Here is a 19058-nt window from a genome sequence, read left to right on the forward strand (position 1 = left end):
GCCGGATTGCTTGCTAGTGTTAGCAGCAGCACTGGATCTCGAAGACGCGGTCCGGCCTGCGGTTCTGCGTGGGCTCGGTCTGCCGGAAGGCTGTTCGATGTCTCTGTCTCTCCCCGCGCTCGGTGGTACTGCCCGGCGTGCCGGTGACTTCGCCCTCGGCGTCAAAGTCATGGTGGATCGCAAGCTGTTCAACCCGCTGCGCCTCGACCACGCTGCCCGATCGTTTCGCAATGTCTCCAAGTTCGGCCCGTTCGCCGGTGTGGTCATGCACGCCGCCCAGAGCAGGCCGGACGCGGGCGCGATCGTCGACGAACTGGGTGAGATCACCTTCGGCGAACTCGACGCGCAATCCAACGCCTTCGCCCGCGGCCTGCGTGCGAACGGGATCAACGAGGGCGACGTGATCGCCGTGCTGGCCCGCGACCATCGCGGCATGGTGTTGAGCCTGCTCGCGGCGGGCAAGCTCGGCGTGCGCGCGGTGCTGATGAACACCGGCTTCGCCAAGCCGCAGTTCGCCGACGTGGCCGCCCGCGAGAAGGTCAAGGCGGTGCTGCACGACAGCGAGTTCATGGATCTCATGAGCGCCATCCCCACCGAGATCCCGCGCGTGCTCACCTGGGTCGACGAGGCGCACGGGGTGGATCCGTCGATTCCGACCGTGGCGACGCTGTCGGCGGATCGGTCGACCACGCCGGTCGCCGCGCCGAGCAAGCCCGGCGGCATGGTGATCCTGACCAGTGGCACCACCGGCACCCCCAAGGGCGCACCGCGCGACAAGGTGAGCCCGTTCGCCTCGGCGCAGTTCGTGGATCGGGTGCCGCTGCCCAACAACGGCACCATGATCATGGCGGCGCCGATCTTCCACGGCACCGGCCTGTCGCAGTTCACCCTCGGTCTGGCCCTCGGCAATCGGGTCATCTTCCAGCAGCGCAAGTTCGACCCGGAGCAGACACTCGCCAATGTGGTGAAGTACCAGGCGGATTCGCTGGTCGTGGTGCCGACGATGCTGCAGCGCATCCTCGATCTGGACGAGCAGATCCTGGCGAAGTACGACCCGTCGACGATGAAGGTCATCTTCGCCGCGGGCTCGGCGATCGCGCCCGACGTGGTGACCCGCACCCTCGACTACTTCGGTGATTCGCTCTACAACCTCTACGGCTCCACCGAATGCGCGGTGATGACGGTGGCCACCCCGGCGGATCTGCGCAAGGCGCCGACCACCGCGGGCAAGGCGCCGGTCGGCATCCGGATCGTGCTGCTCGACGAGAACCGCAAGCCGATCACCGCGCCGAATGTCACCGGAACGATCTTCGTGGACAACGGGTTCGCGTTCACCGGGTACACCGACGGGCGGACCAAGGAGATGGTCGACGGGATGATGTCCAGCGGCGACGTCGGCCATTTCGACGCCGACGGCCTGCTCTTCATCGACGGCCGCGATGACGACATGATCGTTTCCGGCGGCGAGAACGTCTTCCCGCTGGAAGTGGAGAACCTGATCGCGGGCCGCGCCGACGTGTTCGAGGCCGCGGTGGTCGGCGTCGACGATCACGACTACGGCAAACGCCTGCGCGCGATCGTGGTGCCCGGCCCGGAATCCAAGCGCGACGCCAAGGAGATCAAGGACTTCGTCCGCGAGAACCTGGCCCGCTACAAGGTGCCGCGCGAGGTGATCTTCGTCGACGAACTGCCCCGCAACGCGACGGGAAAGCTGCTGCGCAAGCCGCTCGTCGAGATGGCCGTCGAGGCGGACTGAGGCTCGTTCGGCCGTCTGACCTGGGCGGTCGACGGGCGTCGACTATCATCAGCGCGTGATCATCGGGTTCGAGCAGGCGCCCGCGCCGTCGCGTGCCGTCGGTGCGCGGCTGCGTGGTGCCTGCGCGGGCTCGATGTCAGCAGCGCTGTCGCTGGCGGCGCACGGGATGGCCGCCGGTGGGTCGTTGCCTGGTAGCACCGCGATCGTGTTGCTGGCGGCGGCCTCGGCGGTGGTCGGGGCGCTCGTCGCCGGCGTGGGTCCGTTGCGCAATGGCGCGGTCGGGTTGGCGACGGTGCTGCTGGGCGGTCAGCTGATCGGGCACACCACGATGAGCTGGTCCGGGCACTCGCACTCGGCTGACGACTCCCTCGGACTCGGCATGCTCACAGCCCACACCATCGCCGCGATCGTCGCGGCCGCGGTGATCGTTGGCGCCGAAGCCGCGTACCGGGTCGGCAGCACCGTCCTGGCGCGGATCCTTCCGCTGCGCTACCGCACTCCCCGCATCCCCGACCCGGCGCCGTCGCGCCTGGTCCACCGCGACCGTGTCATCCTGCGAATCTTCGCCACGCGGTCGCTGCGCACCCGCGCTCCCCCGCTCGCGATTCCTTTCTGAACTCTCCCTCATCCCAGTGCACAGACGTGTCGTCCTGCGCTGTCCGCATACCTGCCCTCGTTGTCGACCGTTCGGCACGCTGACGCCACCTCTGAGCCATGTCTCCAGAGGTGAACGCCGTGTGCCGCCGAGCGGGCAGGTGATCCCTGTCGATACCGACGGACGGCCGGACATCTTCGCGCGCACTGGGGCTTTCCGGTACTCGAGAAATGAATCACTATGAGCATCACGGACATTCGTCCGGCCGAGGAGAACTCCCCCTCGGCACCACCGGCCTCCGGTGACCGTCCGCGTTCCGGCGCACGCCGGGGGTTACGCCTCTATCCGCTGGCCATGCGCCTGCACTTCTACGCGGGGATCTTCGTCGCCCCGTTCATCCTGATCGCCGCGCTCACCGGCGCGCTGTACGCGATCGCGCCGACGATCGAAGGATTCGTCTCGCGTGAGCTGTTGCAGGTCGAGACCAGCGGGCCCGACCAGGCCTTGTCCGCGCAGGTCGGCGCGGCCGTCGCAGCTCGGCCGGACCTGACGCTGGTGGCCGTCGCCCCTGCCCCGAACGACGGCGACACCACTCGTGTCCTGTTCAACGACCCGGCACTCGGCGACTCCGAGCGGCTCTCGGTGTTCGTCGACCCGCACACCGCACAGCCGGTCGGCGAGTCCGTGGTGTACGGCAGCGGCGGCGCGCTGCCGCTGCGCACCTGGCTCAGCGAGTTCCATCGCAGCCTGCGGCTGGGCGAGCCCGGCAGGCTCTACAGCGAATTGGCCGCGTCATGGTTGTGGGTGATCGCGCTGTTCGGGCTGGTGCTGTGGGTGCACCGGGTGCGTCAGCGCCGGGATCGCCGGTCCGCGCGGTGGTTGCTCCGGCCGGATCTGTCCCAGACCAGGCGTCGAAAGATGAACTGGCACGGCGCAATCGGTGCGTGGATTCTGCCTGTGGTGCTGTTGCTCTCGGCTACCGGCATGACGTGGTCGACCTATGCGGGCGAGAACGTCACCACACTGCGCGAGGAACTGAGCTGGACCACCCCTGCGGTGAGCGTCGCCCTGCCGGGCACCGGTGCGGCACCCGCCCCGAGCGAGCACCACAGCGCGGGCCACACCGCGCCCGCGCCCGTCGACCCGGCGGCCAGGATCGCCCAACTCGATCGCGTGTACGCCCTAGCTCGTGCCAACGGCATCACGCAGGGCGCCGAGATCGCCGTCCCCGCAACACCGGAGCGGGCGTTCGGGATCAAGGAACTGCGCCTGCCCGGCACCTACTCCATCGATTCCCTCGCTGTCGACGGCGAGTCCGGCGCGATCACCGACCGGCTGGCCTACGCCGACTGGCCGCTGATGGCCAAGCTCACCAACTGGGGCATCGCATTCCACATGGGACTGCTGTTCGGCCTGGTCAATCAGCTGCTGCTGCTCGCGATCATGGTCGGCCTCGTCACGGTGATCGTGCTGGGCTACCGCATGTGGTGGCAGCGTCGCCCGGCGCGCCGGCCGGCGCTACCCGTCCCGCCTCGCCGCGGGGTGCTGCGCCGTACCTCACTGTGGATCACCGTTCCGGTGGTGGCCGCGGCGGTCGCGATCGGCTGGTTCATGCCGTTGATCGGGGTGAGCCTGCTCGCTTTCCTGCTCATCGATGTCGCCTTGGGACTCGCCGCGCGCGTCGAGAAGGTGTAACGCACGGCGGAGTATCGAGGAAACATCCCATGTAACCCACGTCCCTCGATGATCGGAGCTCTAGATGAGAACCTCAGTTCGCGCAGTAGCGATGTGTCTGGCCGCTCCGGTCGTCGCGGTCGCCCTGGCCGGGATCAGCGCGGGGACAGCCACTGCTGATTCCGGCTGCCAGGGGTCGATGAACGGCCCGTGGGCGTTCAACGGTGGGTGCTACGGCGGCGAGGGTAGCTACCGGCTCGAGGTCGACTGCATCGGATACAACATCGCGCCCTTCGCCGTCGGCCCGTACACGATCCGCCAGGACCTGCCCGTCGGCCAGGCAGGCACGGTGGCGTGCTTCGGGCCGAACTGGTCCAGCGCGGGCTGGGCTGTGGGTTCGCGGATCTTCCGGCTCTGACGGCCGCACCGTGGGAACCCGCCGGTGAGTAGGTTCCCCCGTGGCGGTGAGAGGATCCGAGGATGACGCTCTCTCGCCGACAACTCCTGCACGGCGGTATGGCCGGTTCGATCGCCGCGGTGGTGGGGGTGTCGGCGGTGAGCAGCGCGAGGTTCGCCGCGCCGCGACGGCTCGGCGAACCGTTCTCGCTCGGCGTCGCTTCCGGCGAACCGACCCCGGACGGGGTGGTGCTGTGGACCCGACTCGCCCCCGACCCACTCGCCCCTGACGGGTACGGCGGGATGACGGTCGCCCCGGTGACCGTCGACTACGAGGTCGCCGAGGACGAACGCTTCACGAAAGTCGTGGTCAGGGGCTCGGCGGTGGCGACACGCGAGTTCGGGCACAGCGTGCACCCCGAAGTCGCCGGGCTGGCGCCGAATCGCTGGTACTACTACCGATTCCGGGCAGGCTCGGCGATCTCACCGGTCGGGCGCACCCGCACCGCGCCCGCGCCCGACAGCCGGACCGAGCGGCTCCGTTTCGCCTTCGCGTCGTGCCAGTCGTGGAGTTCGGGCTACTACACCGCCTATGAGCATCTCAGCGCCGAAGATCTCGACCTCGTCGTACACCTCGGCGACTACATCTACGAATCCTCGTGGGTGCTGGCCCGTCGCGGCGCGCACCTGCCGCCCCAACTCGCCGGTGAGGCAGTCGATCTCACCGGATATCGATTGCGCTACGCCCAGGCCAAAGGCGAAGCACCGCTGCAGGCCGCACACGCCGCGTTCCCCTGGCTGGTCACCTTCGACGACCACGAACTCGACAACAACTGGGCCGGTGAGAGTCCCGGCCTCGGATTCGACGTGTACCGCCTAGCGCCGCTGTTCCGGCGCCGCAAAGCCGCTGCCTTCCAAGCCATGTACGAACATCAGCCGATGCGCCTCGCGCAACTCCCCGCGGGCCCGTCGATACACCTGCACCGCCGCTACGGGTTCGGCGATCTCGCCGAGTTCACCATGATCGACACGAGGCAGTACCGCACCCCGCAGGCCTGCGGCGACGGCTCGGCGGTCATCGGCTGCGCCGACCGCTTCGACACCGATCGCACTATTCTCGGTGCGGCCCAACGTGACTGGCTCATCGACGGCTTCGCGGCGTCGTCCGCCCGCTGGCAGATACTCGGTAACCAGGTCGCCATGGCCCAGTCCGATTACGACCCCGGCCCCGACCTGCTCCTGGGCACGGACGCGTGGGACGGCTATGTCGCCGACCGCAACACGGTGCTCGGCGCGGCTACCGACTACGAGGTCGACAACCTGGTGGTGATCACCGGCGACCGGCACGAGAACTACGTCGCCGACCTCCGCCGCGACTTCGCCGATCCCGAATCTCCTGTCGTGGCCACCGAATTCACCGGAACCTCGATCAGCACCGGCAGCGACGGCGCCGACATGACGGACGCGGGCCGAGCCCTGCTGGCCGCCAACCCCGACATCAAGTTCTACAACCGCCAGCGCGGCTATGCCCGAGTAGAACTCGATCATCGACAGTGGCGCACCGACTTTCGCGTTGTGCCCTATGTGAGCCGACCGGGCGCACCGATCAGCACACGCGCGAGTTTCGTTGTCGAGGACGGCATTCCCGGCGCGACCTCCGCCTGAGAATTGTCGCGAAGGACGCCGTCGTACAAGCAACTCTTCATGAATCCGGGGTGAACTCCGCCATCGTCATCGTCGGTGCCTCGGGGACCTGCACCGGACGCAGCAGCGCCCAGCCGACGAAGACGACCGCGACCCCGAACATGCCGAGGCCCGCCCACAGGTTCACGTCGATCCCGCCGGTCTTGGCTTCCTGGGCGGCACTGTCCTGCAGCAACGAGGTGATCACCAGGATGACGCCGTAGCTGCCGAGCAGCGCGCCGATGATGGTGCGGATGTCGAAAAGCATGGTGGAGACTCCTTATCCGATGATGATGTTGAGGGCGATCACCAGCACGAGCGCGATCCCGGCGAGCAGGGCGGGACGCTGGTACCAGGGCAGCGAGTCGGCGTCGGCGTCGGTGCGCATCGCCTTCGGGGTCTCGGAATACACCAGGCCGACCAGTTCGGCGGCCGGTTTCGGCTGGGTCACCATGGTGACCGCGACGCTGACCGCGATGTCGACCACGAAGGCGGCACCGGCGGCGACGAAGCTGGCGCCCTGTCCGGACAGATTCGTCACGCCGGTCTCGTTGAGCACGAACACGAACACGGCGGCGAGAGTGCCGCTGACAAGGCCGACCCAGCCCGCCGTCGGCGTCATCCGCTTCCACAGCATGCCGAGGATGAACGTCGCGAACAGCGGCGCGTTGAAGAAGCTGAACAGGGTCTGCAGGTAGTCCATCATGTTGCTGAACCCGCCCGCGATGAACGCGGTGAAGATCGCGGCCACCGTCGCACCGACCGTGGCGAGCCTGCCGACCTTCAGGTAGTACCCGTCGGGACGATCCTTGCGCACGTACTGCTGCCACAGATCGAAACTGAACACGGTGTTGAAAGCGGAGACATTGGCGGCCATACCGGCCATGAACGCCGCGAGCAGACCTGCCAGCCCGACACCCAGAAGTCCGTTGGGCAGAACCTCTTTCATCAAGAACAACAGCGCCTGGTTGTAGGTGACATCGCCCTCGAAGTCGGGATTCGCGGCGACCTGCTGCTTGTATTCGATCATCTGCGGCACCAGGACCGCGCTGATCATGCCGGGAATCACCACGATCAGCGGGATGAACATCTTCGGGTAGGCGCCGATGATGGGGGGTGCGCTGCGCGGCCGAAATCGAGTGTGTGGCAAGGGCTCTCTGAACTTCGACGAAATTCGTTGTCCAATAGCCGAAGGAGAGAACGAATCCCAGTCCGAACACGATGCCCATGATCGAGGCGAAATTGTCGGTGAACCCACTCATCGCATTACCCGGCCAGGTCTGCAACTGATCGGCGCCGCCCGGCGAGCCGGTTACCTTGTCCTGCAGACCGTCCCAGCCGCCGACGCGGTGCAGACCCACCAGGGTCAGCGGCAACAGGGCGGCGACGATCACGAAGAACTGCAGCACCTCGTTGTAGATGGCGGCGGAGAGCCCGCCGAGGGTGACATAGGACAGCACGATTGCGGCGGCCGCGACCACCGAGATCCACAGCGGCCAGCCGAGCAGCACATTCACGATGGTGCCGAGCAGGTAGAGGTTCACGCCCGCGATCAGCACCTGAGCGATCGCGAAACTCAACGCGTTCACCAGATGCGCGCCGGTGCCGAAGCGCCTGCGCATGAATTCCGGCACCGAACGCACTTTGGAGCCGTAGTAGAACGGCATCATCACCACGCCGAGGAACAGCATCGCCGGCACGGCACCGATCCAGAAATAGTTGAAGGTGGGGAAACCGTATTGGGCGCCGTTGGCGGACATACCCATGATCTCCACGGCGCCCAGATTGGCGGAGATGAACGCGAGGCCCGTCACCCACGCGGGCAGCGAGCGCCCGGACAGGAAGAAGTCGACGCTCGACGACACCCGGCGCCGAGCGATCAGGCCGATGCCGAGGACGAAGACGAAATACAGGGCGACCAGCGCGTAGTCGACCGGAGCGGCGTCCAGTCGCAGTGTCGATGAGGCTTCTAGCACAGCGGATTCCTCCTGGCCTGGAGCCGGGCGGCACACGAGCGTCGTTCATACGGCGCGGGCGGCGGCGCCCGTCGAACTGTTCGGATGCCTCTACTGTGCGCGCTCGTGTCCTGCGTCACCACGAAATCGGGCAGAACAAAATGGACACCTGCTCAATCCAGTTTGTGCGCGCCCGCGGCGGGTTCGACGGTGAAGGCGCGGGGCGGGGCGAAACCCGCGGTGGCGAAGCGCTTCATGATCTGCTCGGCGACGGAGTCGGCATGGTCGACCAGGGCGATGATGCTGCCACCGAAGCCGCCACCGACCATCCGCGCGCCGTGCGCACCCGCGTCGAGTGCGGCGTCGACCGCGAGATCCAGTGGGGGCGCGGAGATTTCGAAGTCGTCGCGCAGTGACCGGTGCGAGGCGGTGAGCAGCTCGCCGATCCTGCGCGGGTCCGCACCGGCGCGCAGCTTGTCGACGACAGCGAGTACCCGTGCGTTCTCGGTGACCACGTGGGTCGCGCGGCGGCGCAGGAGCGGATCCCGCAGGCGCGGAATGTCTTCGGTGGTGGCGTCGCGCAGGGCGGACAGGTTCAGCGCGTCGGCGGCGGCGTCACACTGCGCTCGGCGCTCGGCGTATCCACCGTCGGACAGGTCGTGCGGTTGACCGGTGTCGGCGACGAGCAGGGTGAGCCCGGCGGCACCGAGGTCGAACGGAATCTGTTCGGAGGCACCGGGTTCCGCCATGGTAAACGCACGGACATCGAGGAACAGGGCGTGGCCTTCGGTGCACAGGATCGAGGCGGACTGGTCGAGCAGGCCGGTCGGCACACCGGCGAAACCGTTCTCCGCGGCCCTGGCGATCTCGACCATGCTCCGCTCGGTGAGTTCGGGCGCGAACAGATCGCGCAGCGCGATCGTCACCGCGCAGCACAGGGCCGCTGACGAGGACAAACCCGCCCCGATCGGTACCGCGCCGTCGAGTTCGAGGTTCACCCCGGTGACTCGATATCCGCCGCGGACGAACTCGTCGACGACACCGAGCGGATAGCGCGCCCAGCTCGGCAACCGGTCCCGGTGCGCCGCAAGATCATCGACCCGCACCTCGACGACTTCGCCGGGACGCTGGACGGAGGCGAGCCGCACCAGACCGTCACCGCGCGGCCCGGCCCCGCAGACGACACCGAGCGACAGCGCGATGGGCAGCACGAACCCGTCGTTGTAGTCGGTGTGCTCGCCGATGATGTTGACCCGACCGGGCGCGATCCACTGCTCCACCTGTCCGTCCCCTTCCGTTTCCTGCGACGATGCCACCACCGGCCATCGGCGCGGGCAAATGTGCGGCACCGCGTGCCGAATCGGTATCCGGCAATGCTCCCAACACGTCGACAGCACGGCCGTCGACGTGTCATGATCGACTCAGTTGTCAAGGTTTTGAGCGTCGGCGCTGCCGGCTGGGGATTGTGCTCGGACAACAACACTCGGTGCTCTCGGCCGATACTTCGAGTGATTCACCGGCCTCACCTTCGATCGGCGCTCGTCGCGTGCGCAGCAAGATCGAGGGGGGCTGATGACCATCAGCGAGAGACGCTACGGGAGCCTGCGATGGTGCGTGGTGCTACTCGGTGCGGCGGGGGCCGTGCTGATCGCGCCGTTGGCGGGTGGGCGCGCGCTACCGTTTTTACTACTCGTCGTGATCGTCGCGGGCTCGCTGGCGATGATCGGCTACGGCATGTATCGCCATCGACCCACGCACCGACTGCCCTGGTACCTGCTGGCAGCCTCGGTCCCGATGTTCGCCGCCGGTACCGCGATACGCGCGCCCGGGCTGCACCCGGGCTGGCATCCGGTCGACGATCTGTGCACCCTGGCCGCCTCGCTGTGTCTCGGGCTCGCCGCCGTCGGCTGGTTGCAGCCGCGCAGGCTCCGCCATGCCCGTGACCTGTGGCTGGACTCGGCGCTCATCGGGCTCAGCGCTCTGCTGGCCTCGTGGACCTTCCTGATCTCGCCGATTCTGCGACACAGCACCGGGTTCGTCGATACCGCACTGGCCGCGAGCTACCCCGTGATCCACGCGCTGCTGGCTACCGTGCTCGCGCACTCGCTCGCGACGGTGGTTCGCTCGGAGACCTCGCTGCGGTTGCTGCAGGCGGCGCTGATCGCCGTGCTCGTCGGCGGGTTGACCGAAAGCCTCACTGCCGCAGGAACAATCACCGTCGACCCCGAGATCGCGTTGGTGCCACAGCAGTGGGCGTATCTGCTGGCCGGGCTGGCCGCGGTGCAGCCGACGATGGGTGCGCTCCGCGACGCCGAGGACGTGCATCCCCATCGGTCACGGCAGCGGGCCGGGATGATCGCCGTGGCGCTGGTGGCGGCCTCGCTGATCAGCGTGGTCGGCGCCGATCTCGGGGTCGCCGACCGCGTGGTGATCTGTTCGCTGCTCACCTTGCTGCTGGTCGGTGTGCTGGTGCGCAGCGAACGCGCGATCGCCCGCAGCATGCGCAGCGAGCGCCGAGCCCAATACCAAGCCGACCACGACCTTCTGACCGGCCTGTTCAACCGCTCAGCCCTGCTGCGCGCACCCCTGCGCTACCGCGACCAGTGGGCCGGAAAACCGTTGTGCCTGTTGTTCATCGACCTGGACGGCTTCAAAATGGTCAACGACAGCTACGGCCACGCCGTCGGCGACGAACTCATCGCCAACGCCGCCTCCCGCATCCGCCGCACCACCGCCAGCACCGACCTGACCGCGCGCTACGGCGGCGACGAATTCGTAGTCCTGGCCCCCCGCACCCGAGCCGAAGCCGCCGTCCTCGCCGAACACCTCCTCGGAGCGTTCATCCGCCCCTTCGAACTGAGCTGCGGCGAAATCCCCATCACCGCCAGCATCGGCGTCGCCTGCGTCACCACCCGCCCCACCGAAAAAACCATCTACGACCTGATCCGCACCGCCGACGCCGCGATGTACCACGCCAAGGAATACCGCCTCGGCCTCAGCTTCCACGACAGCCCCGCCACCCCGCATATTCTGCGAGTCGCCCGGTAGCTCGACTGTTCGCTCTCGGTTGCGTCATGTGCCTTACGGCGGGGAGGCGGCTGGGGAGTTACCCATGTCCGTGCTCGATCAGTGGGTCACGACTCCCCGAACACTTAATCTCCCAATTCCTCCAACAACTTCCGCGCGGCCTCCAACTCGGCCTGCAACTGCGCGACCTTCGCCTGCTGGGCCCCCCGCGCGGCCTCCAGAATCCCCTCCACCACTTCCTCCACCTCGGGGTGCAAGATCTTGGCAGCCTGGGCAACGGCCGCACTACTCACCGCCATCCCCTTCACACTGCGCTTCTTCCCGTTCACCACATCGACAGTCCACTCACCGTCGGCGGTACCGGTGAGCGTGACAGTCACCTCGGCCACCTTGGTCTTGCGCACCGCGGGAGCTTTCGCGGGCCGCGGCGCCGCCGGAGCGGGCTTGGCGGCGTCGTCGGGTACCGGGGCGAGCGACCTCGGCGCGGGCGTAGCGGTGCTCGGCAGGGTCGACGGCTGGGTCACAGTGTTGTCCTTTCGGTTGCTCGGCGCGGGGACACTTTCCTGGCGGGTCCGTGCGGGCCCGCCGGGCGCTACCGTAGTCCCGCGGGCCGGCTTGGTCAGCGTCACCTCGCTCGGGCCGAACGAGAGCACATCTTTGGAACCGGTCGGCCGCACCTGCAGGAAGTCGCCGTCGGACGGATCGCCGAGCGCGACGACCTTGCCCGACTTCCCTTCGGCGACACCGACTGCGGCGGCCGTGAACCACACCATCGGCGGTTTCCCCTCCGCGAGCTCGCCTGCGATACGCGCGAGCTCGGCGTCGGACAGGACCGGCGGTGCTGATCGGCGGGATGCGGACTTCGTGCTCGGCGAGGACATCGTGGACTCCGGGGGTTGGTGCTACAGCGTGGTCTGTCGCACCGATGATGCCGCACGGCACCGACAAGTTCTCGCCCGAGCCGCCATCCCGGCCCCAAAACCCCTCTCGCGACGGGTTTCCTGACACGTTCCGATCAGCCGAGAGTGGCGTTCCCGCGCGTTGCCGGCCGGATGTTCGCACGCACCCCAGCCACATCGCGATAGCCGTTGACCGCCATCAACAGGTCCGCCTCGGCGGCGTAACTGCGCAGCAGATGCACCAGCCCACGCACACCACCCAGCGCGAGCGCGTACACATACGGCCTGCCGAGCCCGACCATGTTCGCGCCGAGTCCGAGCGCTTTCACCACGTCAGCACCCGAGCGCACCCCGGAGTCGAACAGCACCGGCACGCGGTCATCACAGGCGGCCACGACCGCGGGCAAGGTCTCCAGCGCGCTCAGACCGCCGTTGGCCTGGCGCCCACCGTGATTGGAGCAGTAGATACCGTCGGCCCCGAAGTCGATCGCCTTGCGCGCGTCCTCGGGGTGGGAGATGCCCTTGAGGATCAGCGGCAGATCGGTGATCGACCGCAACCAGCCGAGGTCATCCCAGGTCAGCGAGTTACCGAAGGTCGCGATCCAGTGCAGGACAATCATTTTGGGGTCGTCGGAACCGACCATCTGCTGGAAGACCGGGTCGCTGGTGTAGTTCTTCAGCACATGGCCACGCAGCTGCGGGAAGTTGCCGCTCGCGAGGTCGCGCGGACGCCACCCGGGCACCCAGGTGTCGAGGGTGACGGTGATTCCCGCATAACCCGCGGCTTCGGCGCGGTGTACCAAACTCTCGGCGAGCTCACGGTTCTTCGGCGTGTACAGCTGGAAGAACGAAGGCGTGTCGCCTGCGTGCGGGCGCACGTCCTCGAGCGGATCCTCCATCAGCGTCGAATACATCGCGGGCACACCCGTCTGCGCCGACGCCTGTGCCACCGCGATATCACCGTGGCCCTGCTCGCCGACCAGACCGATCACGCCGACCGGCGCGAGAAACAGCGGGCTCGCGAAGGTGTGGCCGAACGCGGTGACGGAGAGATCGCGCTCGGTGGCGCCGACCAGCATCCGCGGCACCAGACCCCAGTCCGCGAAAGCCTCGGCATTGCGCCGCTGCGTGAGCTCGTCGCCCGCGCCGCCCGCGATGTAGTTCAGCAGCGAATCCGGCAGCGCCGCAGTGGCTTTGCGTTCGAGCGTCGCGTAATCCATGGGAAATTCGGGCTGGATCCCACCGAGCGCGGCCAGGTAGATCTCGTTCTGATAGTCGGCGAACTGACTCATTGCTGCACTTTCGCACGCCGACCGGGGTTCATGGACCGCAGGGTAGATGTAAGGTGCGTCATACTCGAAAATACGAGATTGTGAGTGCCCCTGCCGTGACCGTCGTCGATCACTCGGCTGCGCCCGCCGATCCGGACGCCTTACTCGCCGATCGCTTCCATTGCGATGCCACCCGTCACCTGACCCGCCTCGCGCTCGGGCTCTCTCAGGATTCGATGGACCTGCTGACCTCGGTCACCGATCGACTGCGGGCCGCCGAGGGCGCCCTACGCGATCCCCTCACCGCCGACCTCGGCTTCGACTGAAGCTCATCGCCGCCGCACGGTGAGGGCCGCCAGATCGGCGAGCCGATGCGCGCGGGCGATCTCGGCGGGCGTGAAAGGTTCGTCCGGGCGGACGAAACCCCAGCGACGATCGTCGCGGTCCAATTCCAGCAGGGTGCCCTCGCCCGGTTCGGTCACCTCCGGCGTGCCGGGCGCGAGGTAGCGCGCGCCGAGTAGTTCGGCCACGGCCAAGGGCAATTCGTCCGGATCGCTGACGATACGGGCGGCGATGGCCAGCGCCTTCGTCTGACCGTCGATCAGCGACAGCACGGTCGCCGGCCAGACCCGCACCTGCGAACCTCCCGCGTGCTCCACGGCGGAGGTGATCGTGTGCGAGGTGACCTCGGCCGGTGCGGCGACGACGAGTTCGTCGAGGACGGCATCCTCGAGTTGGTGCACGTGCACGGTGAGAATGTTGGCGTCACAGTGGGCGAGATGCTTGGCCAGGGTCTCGAGCGCGCCGGGTCGGTCGGCCAGGCGCACGCGGATCCGCCACAGCGCGGGTGCCGCGTCTATTCGCTCGCGGTGGCGCAGCTCCGGGCTGTGCAGCCAGCCGCCGAGCATCCGCATCGCCGACGGTTCCACCACCCAGATCACCAGGATCGTGGTGGTGATCGTCAGCAGCGCGACGGTCACCAGGTACGGCGGGTGCAGGTGGACGACCAGCGCGTGCAGTGCGAGTTCCACCGGGAACACCGCCGCGAGTTTGGCGAGAGTGAGCCTGGCCCGTCCCGGATGCGGCAGTCTGCCGCACACCTCGCAGGCCAGGGCCGTGACACGGGGTCGCACTGCGAAACGCCACATGCGAGTCAGCGTCACGAGCATTCGTGTCGATCTTGGACGAGACACGTAACAGCAACGTGAAAGCCGCCGCGAAAGCCGTCTACCTGCACTGATGGCCTCGGTGATACCGAGCACCCGCGCGGCGCCGATGTGATCACGGGCACCACTTTCCCGATAGTCGACAGCAACGATTGTGACTCGGCTCACCAATAATCATTGACAAAACAACACAAGCGGGCATAAAACAACATGAGTACAGATTCACGGAGACCGGAGGAACCCATGTACGCCGAGGAACGGCAGCAGGCGATCGCGACGCTGATCGGGCATCGCGGGCGCGTCTCCGTCGCCGAACTCGCCGACCGGTACGGGGTCACCACCGAAACCGTGCGCCGCGACCTCGCGGTGCTCGACCGGCTGGGCGTGATCCGGCGGGTGCACGGCGGCGCGGTGGGTTCCGGTGCGCTCACCACGTTCGAACCCGGCACCGCCGAACGCGACAGCACCCGCGCCGCGGAGAAGGACCGGATCGCCGAACTCGCGCAGCGATACCTCCCGGACGGCGGCGGCAGCGTGCTGTTCGACGCGGGCACGACGACCGTGCGGGTGGCCGCGGCCATGCCGGTCGACGTCGATCTGGTCGCCGTCACCCATTCGCTGCCGGTCGCCGCGCGGCTCACCGGGTTCGCCGGCGTGCGGTTGCACCTGGTCGGCGGGCGGGTTCGCGGGGTCACCCAGGCCGCCGTCGGCGCCGAGACCTTGCGGCTGCTCGGCGAATTGCGGGTCGACGTCGCGTTTCTCGGTACCAACGCGCTGACCGTGCGACACGGGCTGTCCACCCCCGATCCGGAGGAGGCGGCCGTGAAACGCGCGATGATCGCCGCCGCCGATCGGGTCGTCGTGGTCGCCGACGCGAGCAAGATCGGGCGCGAGGACTTCGTGCGCTTCGGCAGTGCCGCCGATATCGACGTCCTGGTCACCGATACCGACCTCCCGGCCACCGCACGGACTGAGCTGGCCGCCGAAGGAATCGAGATGGTGCTCGCATGATCGTCACCCTGACCGCGAACCCGAGCGTCGACCGCACGGTCACCCTCACCGAGCCGTTGCGGCGCGGGCAGGTGCATCGCGCGGCGAGCGTCACGTCGCACCCCGGCGGCAAGGGGGTCAATGTCGCGCGGGTGGTGTCCGAGAGCGGGGCGCCGGTACTGGCCGTGCTGCCGGGCGCCGACGACGACCCGGTGGTGCACGGATTGCGCACGGCGGGAATCGAATTCCGCACGGTACCGGTAGCGGGCGGACCGCGGGTGAATCTCACCATCGCCGAAACCGACGGCACCACAACCAAGATCAATGAACCCGGCTTTCCGTTGCAGGCGCGAGATCTGGCCGAACTCACCGCACTGCTCGTCGAGCTGGCCGCAGGCGCCGAGTGGATCGTGCTGTCCGGGTCGTTGCCGCCGGGCGTGCCGATCGATTGGTACGCGCAGCTCGTCGCGACGTTGTCCACGCTGCGCGTGTCGCCGAACGGAAATCGCCGCACGCGCGTGGCCGTCGACACCTCCGACGCTCCACTGCTCGCCCTGTTCGACGAATCAGTCGGTGCCCCACCGGATCTCATCAAACCGAACTCCGAGGAGCTGGCCCAGCTCACCGGCCTCGACGCCATCGAACTCGAAAACCCCACGGCCGCGGCCGCAGCCGCCGCTACCCTGATCGACCGCGGCGTCGGCGCGGTGCTGGCCACCCTCGGCGCGGCGGGCGCGGTCCTGGTCACCGCCGGCGACGCGTGGTTCGCCGCGGCCCCACCCATCGTCGCGCGCAGCACCGTCGGCGCGGGCGACTCGGCCCTGGCCGGCTACCTTCTGGCCGACCTCGCGGGCGCCTCCCCCGCAGATTGCCTCCGCGCCGCCGTCGCCTACGGCAGCGCCGCCACCGCGTTGCCCGGCACCGAATTGCCCGGCCGCGCGGACGTTGCGCTCGATGCCGTCACCGCCGACCGCCTCCGCGCCGCCGACCGACCACCGGCCCCCGCATGAGCACCGGCAGATCGCCGGCACCACCCGACCCCGAAACGCCCCTGCCCCACCCCCTCTCCGGAAAGACACGACGATGGCCGATTCGATCATCACTCCCGAACTGATCGCTTTGGGCGCCGACCTCGGCACCGACAAGAGTGCGGTGATCACCGCACTCGCGGGCAATCTCGCCGGTGTGGGCCGCGCAGTCGACGCCGCCGCGGTGGCCGAGGCCGCCTTGACCAGGGAGTCGCAATCGGCAACCGGCCTGCCCGGCGGCATCGCGATCCCCCACTGCCGATCGGCCGCCGTCACCGCGGCGTCGCTGGCCTTCGCCCGCCTCGCCCCCGCCGTCGACTTCGGTGCCCCGGACGGGCCCGCCGACCTGGTCTTCCTGATCGCCGCTCCGGAAGGTGCGGGCGCGGAGCACATGAAGCTGTTGTCGTCGTTGGCTCGTGCGCTGGTCCGGCCTGCCTTCGTCGCCGACCTGCGCGCCGCCGCGACTCCGGACGATGTGGTCGCTCTGGTCGACGGCGTCATCAATCCCCCGCCGGCCACGAGCGGATCCACCACCGCGACAACGTCTTCCACCGCTGCTGCGGCGGGTGGCACAGCAGTGACCGGATCGGCTGGTGCAGCCGAGGCGCCCGCCGTCAGCGCAACGAAATCGCCCTCCGCTGCCGACGGAACCGGTCCGCCCACCGCTAGCGGCGATCCCGGCACGACTCCCGCCTCCGACTCGTCGGCCGCCCGCGGCGGCGCGGCGGCCGCGTCTGGCGTGGCAGCGTCCGGCGGCGCTACGGCAGCCCCCACCGGGGCGGGAGCGGCTGAGGTTGCCACCACGGGCGAGACATCGACCGTCAGCACAGCGAAATCCGGCGCACCGAAGAAGATCGTCGCCGTGACCGCCTGCCCCACCGGCATCGCTCATACCTATATGGCCGCTGATTCCCTGGTCGCCGCGGGCGAACGGGCAGCAGTCGACGTGGCAGTCGAAACCCAGGGCTCGAGCGGCGGCGACAAACTCGATCCGGCCACGATCGCCGCCGCCGACGCCGTCATCTTCGCCACCGATGTCGGCGTGCAGGATCGTGGCCGGTTCGCGGGCAAGCCGGTGATCGAGTCGGGCGTCAAACGCGCCATCAACGAACCCGACACGATGATCGCGGAAGCCGTTGCGGCGAGCGGTGATCCGGGCGCCGCCACCGTCGGCGGTACCACACCCGCGCCCTCGCGGGCAGCGGCCAAGGGCATCGGCTGGGGCACTCGCCTGCGACAGATCCTGCTCACCGGCGTCAGTTACATGATCCCGTTCGTCGCCGCGGGCGGCCTACTGATCGCGCTGAGCTTCCTGCTCGGCGGATACGAGATCTCCGAGAGCGCGAAAACGATCGTGCTCGACAATTCGATCACCGACCTACCCGACGGTGGCCTGGCCACCTATTTCGGTGCCGTGCTCTTCCAGATCGGCTCGCTCGCCTTCAGCTTCCTCGTCCCGGCGCTGGCCGGCTACATCGCCTTCGCGATCGCCGACCGCCCCGGTCTGGCTCCGGGCTTCACGGCGGGCGCGATCGCGGTCTTCGTCGGTGCGGGATTCCTCGGCGGCCTGGTCGGCGGCCTGGTCGCCGGATTCGCCGCCCTCTGGGTGAGCAAACTGCCGGTGCCCGGGTGGGCCCGCGGACTGATGCCGGTGGTGGTCATCCCGCTGCTGGCCTCGGCGATCGTCGGCATCTTGATGTTCGTCCTGCTCGGCAAGCCCCTCGCCGCGGTGACCAACGGACTCACCGACTGGCTCAACGGCCTGTCCGGCACCTCCGCCATCGCGCTCGGTGTGATCCTGGGCGTGATGATGTGCTTCGACCTCGGTGGCCCGGTCAACAAGGCGGCCTATTCGTTCGCCGCCGCGGGGCTGTCGGTCACCGACACCGCGACGCTGCGGATCATGGCCGCCGTGATGGCCGCGGGCATGGTGCCGCCGCTGGCGATGGCCCTGTCGACCGTCCTGCGTCCGCGCCTCTACACCGAGGCCGAACGCGAGAACGGCAAGGCCGCCTGGCTGCTCGGCGCCTCGTTCATCTCCGAGGGCGCTATCCCGTTCGCCGCGGCCGACCCGCTGCGGGTGCTGCCGTCGATGATGGTCGGCGGCGCGGTGACCGGCGGCCTGATCATGGCCACCGACGTCACCCTGAGCGCACCACACGGCGGCATCTTCGTGTTCTTCGCGATCGGGCACCTGGCCTGGTTCCTCGCGTCGCTGGTCGCGGGCACGCTCGTCGCCGCCGCCTGCGTCACCCTCGCCAAGGAATTCACCCGCAAGCAGTCCGTCGCCCCTGTTCTCACCACCGCGTAATCCATTCGCACACAAGGAGATATCCCATGGCCAGCACCACCGTCACCGTCGGCTCCTCGGTCGGCCTGCACGCGCGCCCCGCGGCCCTGATCGCCGAAGCGGTCGGCGCGGCAGGCGTTCCCGTCACCATCGCCGTATCCGGCGGCGACCCGGTGGACGCGGGTTCCGCGCTGATGATCATGACCCTGGGCGCGGGCCAGGGCGCCCAAGTGGTCATTACCAGCGACGATCAGCCCACCCTCGACAAGATCGCCGAACTCGTCGCCAGCGACCTGGACGCCTAGCACGGCTACGACGTTGTCGGCCC

16 protein-coding genes and 1 pseudogene are annotated in these 19058 nt (G+C 68.4%); 11 read left to right on the plus strand and 6 right to left on the minus strand.

Going from position 1 to position 19058, the window contains the following annotated elements; translation table 11 throughout:
• The first annotated feature begins 97 nt into the window (after positions 1–97).
• The 5 genes from ACQHI0_RS21485 (at position 98) to ACQHI0_RS21505 (ending at position 6086) form a co-directional block, all read left to right on the plus strand.
• Positions 98–1756: an acyl-CoA synthetase gene (locus ACQHI0_RS21485; RefSeq protein ID WP_427903638.1), complete on the plus strand. Its 1659-nt coding sequence runs from the start codon at positions 98–100 to the stop codon at positions 1754–1756.
• A 55-nt stretch (positions 1757–1811) separates the two neighbouring features.
• Complete coding sequence (locus ACQHI0_RS21490; RefSeq protein ID WP_427903639.1) at positions 1812–2372, plus strand: hypothetical protein; 561 nt, start codon at positions 1812–1814, stop codon at positions 2370–2372.
• A 219-nt stretch (positions 2373–2591) separates the two neighbouring features.
• Positions 2592–4046 carry a PepSY-associated TM helix domain-containing protein gene (locus ACQHI0_RS21495; protein WP_427903640.1) on the plus strand — a complete coding sequence of 485 codons (1455 nt, stop codon included), beginning with the start codon at positions 2592–2594 and terminating at the stop codon, positions 4044–4046.
• 64 nt (positions 4047–4110) lie between these two features.
• On the plus strand, positions 4111–4443 hold the full coding sequence (locus ACQHI0_RS21500) for a hypothetical protein (RefSeq protein ID WP_427903641.1): 333 nt from the start codon (positions 4111–4113) through the stop codon (positions 4441–4443).
• 62 nt (positions 4444–4505) lie between these two features.
• On the plus strand, positions 4506–6086 hold the full coding sequence (locus tag ACQHI0_RS21505; RefSeq protein ID WP_427903642.1) for an alkaline phosphatase D family protein: 1581 nt from the start codon (positions 4506–4508) through the stop codon (positions 6084–6086).
• A gap of 37 nt (positions 6087–6123) precedes the next feature.
• Here the strand turns inward: ACQHI0_RS21505 and ACQHI0_RS21510 are convergent, their stop codons facing one another.
• From ACQHI0_RS21510 to galK, 3 genes and pseudogenes are all read right to left on the minus strand, one after another.
• Positions 6124–6372, minus strand: coding sequence for a hypothetical protein (locus ACQHI0_RS21510; protein WP_427903643.1), 249 nt, complete (start codon positions 6370–6372; stop codon positions 6124–6126).
• Positions 6373–6384: 12 nt separating this feature from the next.
• Positions 6385–8080 (minus strand): annotated as a pseudogene (locus ACQHI0_RS21515) (sodium:solute symporter family protein).
• A 152-nt stretch (positions 8081–8232) separates the two neighbouring features.
• Entirely contained in the window at positions 8233–9339 is a 1107-nt protein-coding gene (gene galK, locus ACQHI0_RS21520) for a galactokinase (RefSeq protein WP_427903644.1), read from the minus strand.
• Between the two features lie 292 nt (positions 9340–9631).
• Here galK and ACQHI0_RS21525 point away from each other — a divergent pair, with 292 nt between their 5' ends.
• Positions 9632–11107 carry a diguanylate cyclase gene (locus tag ACQHI0_RS21525; protein ID WP_427903645.1) on the plus strand — a complete coding sequence of 492 codons (1476 nt, stop codon included), beginning with the start codon at positions 9632–9634 and terminating at the stop codon, positions 11105–11107.
• A gap of 104 nt (positions 11108–11211) precedes the next feature.
• Here ACQHI0_RS21525 and ACQHI0_RS21530 read toward each other — a convergent pair whose 3' ends face one another.
• Both ACQHI0_RS21530 and ACQHI0_RS21535 read right to left on the minus strand, forming a co-directional pair.
• Entirely contained in the window at positions 11212–11967 is a 756-nt protein-coding gene (locus ACQHI0_RS21530; protein WP_427903646.1) for a DUF6319 family protein, read from the minus strand.
• 134 nt (positions 11968–12101) lie between these two features.
• Positions 12102–13277 carry an alpha-hydroxy-acid oxidizing protein gene (locus tag ACQHI0_RS21535; RefSeq protein WP_427903647.1) on the minus strand — a complete coding sequence of 392 codons (1176 nt, stop codon included), beginning with the start codon at positions 13275–13277 and terminating at the stop codon, positions 12102–12104.
• Between the two features lie 80 nt (positions 13278–13357).
• On the opposite strand from ACQHI0_RS21535, the gene ACQHI0_RS21540 reads away from it, so the two are divergent.
• On the plus strand, positions 13358–13582 hold the full coding sequence (locus tag ACQHI0_RS21540) for a hypothetical protein (RefSeq protein ID WP_427903648.1): 225 nt from the start codon (positions 13358–13360) through the stop codon (positions 13580–13582).
• A gap of 3 nt (positions 13583–13585) precedes the next feature.
• On the opposite strand, the gene ACQHI0_RS21545 is transcribed toward ACQHI0_RS21540, so the two are convergent.
• Positions 13586–14404: an amino acid-binding protein gene (locus ACQHI0_RS21545; RefSeq protein ID WP_427903649.1), complete on the minus strand. Its 819-nt coding sequence runs from the start codon at positions 14402–14404 to the stop codon at positions 13586–13588.
• Between the two features lie 261 nt (positions 14405–14665).
• On the opposite strand from ACQHI0_RS21545, the gene ACQHI0_RS21550 reads away from it, so the two are divergent.
• From ACQHI0_RS21550 to ACQHI0_RS21565, 4 genes are all read left to right on the plus strand, one after another.
• A complete protein-coding gene (locus tag ACQHI0_RS21550) occupies positions 14666–15433 on the plus strand; it encodes a DeoR/GlpR family DNA-binding transcription regulator (protein ID WP_427903650.1) in 768 nt (255 codons plus the stop codon).
• Entirely contained in the window at positions 15430–16422 is a 993-nt protein-coding gene (locus tag ACQHI0_RS21555) for a 1-phosphofructokinase family hexose kinase (RefSeq protein WP_427903651.1), read from the plus strand. The genes ACQHI0_RS21550 and ACQHI0_RS21555 overlap by 4 nt, the downstream gene beginning before the upstream one ends.
• 73 nt (positions 16423–16495) lie before the next feature.
• A complete protein-coding gene (locus ACQHI0_RS21560; protein WP_427903652.1) occupies positions 16496–18751 on the plus strand; it encodes a PTS fructose transporter subunit IIABC in 2256 nt (751 codons plus the stop codon).
• A 26-nt stretch (positions 18752–18777) separates the two neighbouring features.
• Positions 18778–19035, plus strand: coding sequence for an HPr family phosphocarrier protein (locus ACQHI0_RS21565; protein WP_427903653.1), 258 nt, complete (start codon positions 18778–18780; stop codon positions 19033–19035).
• Positions 19036–19058: the final 23 nt, after the last annotated feature.

Source organism: Nocardia sp. FBN12 (assembly GCF_050320175.1).
In the GTDB taxonomy this organism is placed as follows: Bacteria; Actinomycetota; Actinomycetes; order Mycobacteriales; family Mycobacteriaceae; genus Nocardia.